Below are 8,602 nucleotides of genomic sequence, written 5' to 3' on the forward strand. Positions count from 1 at the left end.
CGCCGGTCGCCGGCAATTGAAGCAAGCTTCAATCCCGCTGCCCCTCGACTTGCATGTGTTAAGCCTGTAGCTAGCGTTCATCCTGAGCCAGGATCAAACTCTTCATTGTAAAATATCTTGTACATCCATTAAGGATGCGTTCTTGTCTCTGTTCAGGATACCGTATCTTTATTATATAATTGACGGTTTATTCTTTTTATTCATCACACATTATTTATATGTGACGCTTGTACTACATTCTGTTTGTTTATTCAAAATCTTTCAAAGAACTTTCTTTCGTTTTGGAAGCGAAAGCGTTTGCAAAGGTAAGCGATTTATTTTTAACCTCCAATTTTTTTCGAATATTTTTTCGAAAAAAAATTCTAGGATAAAAACCGAAGGAACATTTCTCGCTCCCTTGTATACTAACAAGGTAAGATACTCAAGAACCTTACAACAGCTCTACCACCTTCTCAACATTTCAACTTAACTGCCTTCCCTCTCGAAAGCGGATGCAAAGGTACAACCTTTTTTCCAATAATACAAACTTTTTCGCAAATATTTTTCCAATAAAAATTACACAAAAACGTAATAGCCTAATAAACAGGAATATATTTATATAATTAATTATTGAATTTGGAGCTACAAAGTTTCTGCTATTTCTTTATATAATATATTTCATTATTAAAATATCACTCTACAAACTTGATTTTTTCTGCTTTTCTAGGTTTTGCAGCCGGCGATTCATCAGGATAGCCGAAAGATATAGCATAAAGCAGATTATAGTTCTCCGGCAGGTCAAGACGTTTGAGCAAAGATTCCGCTTCAGGCAGTTTCATTGTTCTGGCTATTCCTCCAAGACAGCATGAGCCCAATCCTAACGACTTTGCAGTGAGAATCATATTCGCTCCTAAAAGACCGCAGTCGACCTGTGAAAAATCGTACGAAGGATCGTTGGCAATGAAAATCATCACCGGTGCTCCGTATGAGACATGACGGATTTTAGAAGCGTCAATACCCTTTGCCAAAGCCAGACTTCTGTTCAGTGAATCCAGTTCTGCAATATACCCCGGGGTATTGACCACACGAATTTCCCACGATTGTTTGTTTTGTCCGTTTGGTGCATTAATTCCACAGTCCAGTATCTGCTGCAACTTTTCCATCTCCACCGGCTGTTGCTTATATTTGCGAATACTTCTGCGAGACATAATGGTTTCTATAACCTGGTTTTCCGACTTAGAAGCATTCTGTACCTCTGAATCCTTCTGAGAAGGAGCGCATGCCGATAATGATACCATTCCGGCAATTAAAAATAATCTTGAAATTGTTTTCATGTTGGTTATCAATAATATAGTTTGTTTTTAAATAAATACTCATTTACGTTTCATTGCACGTAGTTTATTTTTTGTCTCTTCATCAACACGATACGACTCTATTGTTTTCTGAATGGATTTATTATAAGTAAAATCATCAAGTTTCGCCCGGTTCAGATATTTCATGGTCTTTTCCGGATATGCAACAAAACAGAACGATATGGCCCATGCCACAGCCATCCTGACGTAATATCCTTCGTGACGGATATTGTCGTAAAGTTCAAGCAATTCGTCAATATGACTGTCATCGATGAAATATTTCATCGACATGACTACTCCGAAACGTATCTCGTATTCCTTGTCGGAGCCGATGAATGATTTAAGATACTCCCATATTCTGTCAGAATGAACTGAAAAATATTTTTTGCTACCGGCAAACTTGAAAGAGTCGCATACAGACCAGCTGTTTATAATCTTAACAAAACGCGTAACGTATGAAAGATAATTTTCAATATCGTCATCCGGCTTCACATATCCCAACACAAGTCCATAAAGCATTCTTTCCTCCATGTAGAACGACGGAGCATCAGCCAGATATGCTTTCCAATCTGATTTGGCTATTTCAACAGCCAGTTTTCTCAGATCAGGCAGACGCAATCCAAGTACATTTTCCACTCCGGGATTCAATTTCTCAGCGAATTCTTTATTAGAATTTTCAGCCAATTTCAGGATATGCTCCCTTATAGGCTTGCCATGCAACAGGAATGTATTTTCAGATCTCTTCATGAAAAATGAGGTTATATATATAATGTATTATCTTATCTGTTACGAATATCAGCAAATATAAAAACAATCTCTGAAATGATGGTCTAATATACCAAAAAAACGTGGGCAAATTCGAGTCAAAACTTGCCCACGTTTTAACTCGAATTTGCCCACGTTTTTTTAAAACGATGAAAGCACTAGAAGCTGCCGCCTCCAAGTGCTCTGTAGAGCATTGTGTGAACCTGGCAGTAAGCTATGTTAAGTTCAATTCTCTCGAGTTCGCAGTCAAGATAACGTTCGTCAGCAGAAAGGACATCCAGATAGCCTGCAAAACCGGTTTTGAACAGTTCATTGGCATTGTATATTGCACGATGATGAATACGGCTCTCTTCCTCCTTCAGGGCCTTGCGAAGATTCATCTGTTCGGACGAAGTAATCAGATCCACTACTTCAAGATACGAACGGAGAACCGTTTCATGATAATCAAGCAAAGCTATACGCTGTCGGCCGTTTGCTTCCTCCCATAAAGCACGTATCTCGTTACGCTTGAAAATAGGAGCTGAAATTCCTGCAGCAAGATTATAGACCATAGATGCAGGAGAAGCAAACCATTTTTCAAGGCTGAAAGCATTAAAGCCTGCCCCTCCCCCAATAACCAGAGAAGGGAAAAACGCCTTACGTGCGGCAGATGCATCCGACTTGCATGCCAATAGTTCCAGTTCCGCAGCAACCACGTCAGGACGGTTACGCAAAATCTGAGCAGGTATTCCGGTCTCCACAGGGAAAGTGTAATCACTTATCTTCTCGAACGAAGAACGCTTTATTTCGAAAGGCATACGTCCCAAAAGTAAAGCAAACGCTCGTTCAGTCTCGGCAATCTGCTGTTCTGTGTCAAGAAGCATTTCTTCCAGTTTAAGACGACGGGAACGGAACTGATCGACAGAAAGTCTGGACTCCTCGCCCTCGTTCATCAATTCATTGGCAAGAATATATGAAGCACCAGTCTTGCGAATAGCCTCTTCGAGTACATATTGCTTTTTGTCAAGACCAACAAGTCTGTAATACAAATCCGCAACTTCACCCACAAGCATAGTCTGCGCCAGACGTTGAGCCTCAACTGATTTCATCCAACGTGACACTACAGAACGCTTCTTATCTGTGAGTTTTCCCCATATATCTGCCTCCCACTGGAAGTTAAGTCCGAGGTTCAGATTCTTATATGGGTCCGGAATATGTTTGTCCTTAGCCAGATCCGGCGTATTTGTAGTGCTGTTTCCCACTCCGTCCATGGTATATTCACCAAAGCGCTGTATACCTCCGTCAATACCCAATGATATCTCTGGAAACAACGCACCTTTTCCGGCTTTCATCTGTGCACGTGCTATGGAAACATTCTCTATAGTCTTAAGGAAAGAGTGATTGTTGGCGAGTGCTGAATCTATATATTCAACCAGATACGCATCCGGAAAAAACTCTTTCCATGAGATAGAAGCCATAGTGGCAGTATCCGTATCTTCTATAAAAGCTTCGGGCAAGTCAAACTTCTCCGTCGGCGTAAGGGAAGGTGCCTTACACCCTCCCATAGCCAATGCCGAAGCCATAAAAGCTATATATGCAAATTTATTCTTCATCATCTTCTTCTAAGTAGCTAACTTTATTGCGGTTCAAATAAACCGACAGTGTTTCAAATACCAAATATAATCCCGGCACGAGGAAGATACCTACGAATGTACCTATAAACATACCTCCTGCAGCCGCTGTACCGATAGAACGGTTACCCAATGCTCCGGCTCCAGTAGCAAGCACAAGCGGAATAAGACCGCAGATAAATGCGAACGAAGTCATAAGAATAGGGCGCAGACGGCTCACGGCTCCCTTGACAGCAGCTTCGAATGGAGTAGCTCCCGCCGCACGGAACTGGTTGGCCATCTCCACGATAAGGATGGCATTCTTACCCAACAGACCGATAAGCATGACGAGCGCAACCTGGGCATAGATATTGTTTTCAAGTCCTGCTATCTGAAGGAAGAAGTAAGAGCCGAAGATACCTGCAGGCAAGGACAGGATGACGGAGAACGGCAGAAGCAAGCTCTCGTACTGTGCTGCAAGAAGCAGGTATACGAACAGAAGACAGATTCCGAATATCATGAATGTCTGTCCGCCGGAGTCTTTCTCTTCGCGTGTAACACCCGACCATTCCACGTCGTAACCGCGAGGAAGGACTTCCTTACAGATTTCTTCTACTACCTTGATTACCTCACCGGTACTTACTCCACCCTCACCTTCACCGGTAATGAGCGCGGAAGTAAACATGTTGTAACGTGTAATCTGGCTCGGACCATAGATACGTTCCATAGTCAGGAAGTTGGAATACGGCACCACATTACCGTCGTTGTTCTTGGCATAAAGCTTATAGATATCTTCCGGATTCATACGGTACTCAGGAGAAGCCTGAATCATAACCTTATACATCTGTCCGAAACGGATGAAGTTTGACGAATAGAAACTACCGATATATGCCTGAAGTGTCTCCATCGACTTGTCGAGGTCAACACCCAACTTGGCAGCCTTAGCCAAATCCACCTTCAGAAGATACTGAGGGAAGTTAGGATTAAATCCTGAAGTAACACCTTGTATGCGAGGGTCGGCATTCAGTCTCTCTACAAGGGTATTTGCCACTTCGGCAAATTCATGGAAGTCGCCAGCTGTCTTGTCCTGCAGACGAAGCTCGAAACCGCTGGCATTACCGAATCCCGGAACTGACGGCGGAAGGAAGAACTGGATGTCGGCATCCTTGATATGCGATACGCGGTCGGCATATGTACGCATAAGTTCGTCCACTGTCTGCTCTCTTTCATCCCATGGCTTAAGGTTGATCATACCCATACCGTAGCTGGCACCTTCAGTCTCGGTCATAAGACTGTAACCTGCCAGTGTAGAGATACTCTCGATTTCTTCAAGCGGAAGAAGAGCTGCCTGAACCTGACTCAATGCTTTCTCGCTTCGTTCAACAGTTGCTCCCGGAGGTGCATCTACGTTGATATATATCATACCCTGATCTTCATTAGGGATAAATCCTGTAGGAAGTACGAGATTGATACCGTATGTAGCTGCAAGGAAGAGCAACAGAGTGAGATATGTGAATGAACGGCGGCCCAGGTACTTCGACAATCCGAGATTATAACGGCGTTCAAAACGTCCGTATCCGCGGTTGAACGAAACGAAGAAACGGCGCATAAGAGTAGCCTTCTTCTTTCCGTGAGCAGCCGGACGGAGCAACATGGCACAAAGTGCAGGCGACAGAGTCAAGGCATTTATACCCGAAATGACGATAGCTACAGCAAGTGTGAGCGAGAACTGACGGTAGAAGATACCCACCGTACCTTCCATGAAACCTACAGGCACGAACACTGCCGACATTACAAGAGTAATGGCAACAATGGCACCACCAATTTCCTTCATCGCAGCCACAGATGCCTTATATGGAGAGAGTTTCTCATCGTGCATCTTCACATGGACAGCCTCCACCACGACTATGGCATTATCCACCACAATACCAATGGCAAGCACAAGGGCAAACAGAGTAAGCATGTTTATAGAGAAACCTAAAGCCTGCATGAAGAAGAATGTTCCGACAAGCGACACCGGAACGGCAATGGCAGGGATAAGCGTTGAGCGGAAATCCTGAAGGAAGATATACACCACTACGAACACAAGGAGGAAGGCCTCGACAAGTGTCTTCAGCACTGATGCGATAGAAGCATCGAGGAAGCGCGATACGTCGTATGCAATGTTATATTCCATACCCGGAGCGAAACTGCTTTCCTTGATTTCTGCCATACGGGTCTTGATATTCTTTATGACCTCACTGGCGTTGGAACCCGGACGCTGCTTAATCATGATAGATGCCGAAGGACGACCGTCGGTCATTGAAATCATGTTATAATCCTCAGAGTCGAACTCTATGGTTGCCACATCCTTGAGTCGGAGGAGCGAACCGTCAGGCATGGCCTTCAGAACAATCTCTCCATACTCTTCAGGAGTACTGAACTTACCGGTATATTGCAACACGTACTGCAACTGCTGCGGAAGTTTGTCGGAACTGATACCAGTCTTACCCGGCGCAGCCTCGATGTTCTGACGGCGGATAGCCTCCGTTACATCCTGTGGCACCATGTTATAGGCAGCCAGACGGCTCGGATTAAGCCATACACGCATAGCGTAGTCACGGCTACCCATGATTTCAACAAATCCCACACCGTCGATACGTTTCAGCTCGCGGAGGATATTGATATCGGCAAAGTTGTATACGAATTTCTCTGTATGAGTACTGTCGGTACTGAAGATGTTGAGGTACATCAACATACTGTTTACCTCCTTCTCCGTAACCACACCAGCACGGATAACTTCTTCAGGCAACTCATCGAGCACTGTAGTCACACGGTTCTGCACGTTCACCGCAGCCACATCAGGGTCTGTTCCTACCTTGAAATAGATAGTGGTGAGCGACATACCGTCGTTGGTACAGACTGTAGTCATATAAGTCATGCCCGGCACACCGTTTATGGCACGTTCGAGTGGAGTAGCTACAGTCTTTGTCATAACATCGGCACTGGCACCAGTGTAGCGGGCAGTGACCGTAACGGAAGGCGGCACGATATCCGGATACTGCGTGATAGGAAGCGACACAATAGCCAGTACTCCCAGACACACAAATATTACGGAGATAACCGCCGAGAGAATCGGACGACGAATAAATAACTTGAACATAGGCTAAGAGATTATTCGACGTTTTCCAAATGAAGTTCTTTTCTCACATCCTCAAACGGGATATTCTCTGTCTTGATGTGCATACCGTCGCGAATCATCTGCACACCTTCGTAAACGATAGTTGTGTTTGCGCCAAGGTCGTCAGTGATATAGTAGTTATGATAACGCTCTATCGGGTTGAAGCTGCGAACCTTTGCTGTACCTGTACTGTCGACAAGATATACATATGTAAAGTCCTGGATTTCGAAAGTTGATTTCTGAGGAACAAGACAAATATCCTCCATCTTAGTCATAAGACGGATTTTACCCGTTACACCATGTTTAAGAAGTCCCTCAGGATTAGGGAAGCGAACACGAAAAGCAATAGAACCTGTACCACGTTCAAAATCTCCCTCTACGGTTTCGATAACACCCTTATACTGATAAACTGTTCCATCGGCAAGAATCAGTTCCACATTGTTAGCCTGTTGTACATCAGCACCCTGAAGCTGTGCACGACGGATACGGAGATATTCACTTTCATTAACTTTATAGTATGCGAAAATCTCTGAAATGTCACTCACAGTAGTAAGCAAGCTTTCTGGGCTAACAAGGCTACCTACCTTATAAGGAATACGGTCAGCATATCCTGTGAAAGGCGATGTAATGGTGGTATACTTCAAATCCATCTGTGCACGCTGCATCTGCGCACGAGCCTGTTCCACCTTCATACGGGCAACTTCACGTTCCCTCTTTGCCTGCTCCAAACGAATCGGAGAATAAATCTGCTTGTTCACGAGTCGTTCGATACGTTCCATCTCGTAATTTGCCATTTCAAGTTCGGCCTCGGTCTGTTTGTAATTAGCCTCTGCCTCTTTCACAGCCTCAGCATAGTTTTCAGAACTCAAACGGAACATAGGCTGTCCTTTTTCCACGAACTCACCTTCATCAATCAATACTTCTTTGACGTATCCTTCCACCTTTGGTTTTATTTCTACAAACTGTATAGCCTGGATATCAGCCACGTATGTACGCGGCAATTCTACCGTGGTAGGTTGAAGAACTGTTACAGGTATAGAGCCATCGCTTCTCACCTGATTTGTGCCTGCCTCTTGACAAGCAGGAAGCACCCCTGCCAACAACGACAGAAGAGCAACCTTCTGAATAGAAATTTTCATAAGATTACGTAATAGAATTTTAAAAGAAACTATGTGTTTTTATTTGAATAAGATTAAAAACGACCTCATGACCCAACGGTCATGGCATGAGAAAGACAGACTATGCTAAATTAGCAAAGCCCTAAACATTATATATGGATGACAATCCGTTATATATATAGGAAGTTTAGATACATAAGGTTGTATATATACACCGTATTGCTCAAAAGAATAATCGGGTATAACGAACAAAGAATCGACTGAGTCCGGGAAGAACCGGACAGAGGATGTCCTATAAACAGGATCAGACCACTCAGAATACTGGTCATGCGAATCATTTATGGAAGATTCATCGTCCAACGAAAGGACTATAGAGTTTGTGTCATCACAATAAGCAGCATAAATCAGATCATATCCAAACACATCGAACTGTATGAGCACGAACATGATCATACAAACTATTCTGGATATATATTTACCTGCTACTTTATTTGAAAACATTACAAAACCCTATCTTTAATCTCTTACAAAATTAATATCTGATAATAATGTATAAAAATATATGTTCAGGTTTTAGTCTGTTTTAACATAAAAAGGATAAAAAGTCAGTTCTTTTTACGTAAAACCTTACGTAAAGAC

6 protein-coding genes and 1 rRNA gene are annotated in these 8,602 nt (G+C 43.3%); all 7 read right to left on the bottom strand.

Annotation, left to right across the window (positions count from 1 at the left end; genetic code table 11):
* Positions 1-109: ribosomal RNA gene (locus I6E24_RS14355) — 16S ribosomal RNA — on the bottom strand; the annotation flags it as partial.
* A 562-nt stretch (positions 110-671) separates the two neighbouring features.
* Positions 672-1,313, bottom strand: a complete 642-nt coding sequence (locus I6E24_RS14360) for a nitroreductase family protein (protein ID WP_235329227.1) — start codon at positions 1,311-1,313, stop codon at positions 672-674.
* 39 nt (positions 1,314-1,352) lie between these two features.
* Entirely contained in the window at positions 1,353-2,078 is a 726-nt protein-coding gene (locus I6E24_RS14365) for a DNA alkylation repair protein (RefSeq protein ID WP_235329228.1), read from the bottom strand.
* A gap of 176 nt (positions 2,079-2,254) precedes the next feature.
* Complete coding sequence (locus tag I6E24_RS14370; RefSeq protein WP_235329229.1) at positions 2,255-3,691, bottom strand: efflux transporter outer membrane subunit; 1,437 nt, start codon at positions 3,689-3,691, stop codon at positions 2,255-2,257.
* Complete coding sequence (locus tag I6E24_RS14375; protein ID WP_235329230.1) at positions 3,678-6,827, bottom strand: efflux RND transporter permease subunit; 3,150 nt, start codon at positions 6,825-6,827, stop codon at positions 3,678-3,680. Before I6E24_RS14375 ends, I6E24_RS14370 begins: the two co-directional genes overlap by 14 nt.
* Positions 6,828-6,838: 11 nt before the next feature.
* Entirely contained in the window at positions 6,839-7,984 is a 1,146-nt protein-coding gene (locus tag I6E24_RS14380) for an efflux RND transporter periplasmic adaptor subunit (RefSeq protein WP_235329232.1), read from the bottom strand.
* Between the two features lie 105 nt (positions 7,985-8,089).
* Positions 8,090-8,464: a hypothetical protein gene (locus tag I6E24_RS14385; protein ID WP_235329234.1), complete on the bottom strand. Its 375-nt coding sequence runs from the start codon at positions 8,462-8,464 to the stop codon at positions 8,090-8,092.
* Positions 8,465-8,602 lie beyond the last annotated feature (138 nt).

It is taken from the genome of Bacteroides caecigallinarum (assembly GCF_021530995.1).
GTDB lineage: Bacteria > Bacteroidota > Bacteroidia > Bacteroidales > Bacteroidaceae > Phocaeicola > Phocaeicola faecigallinarum.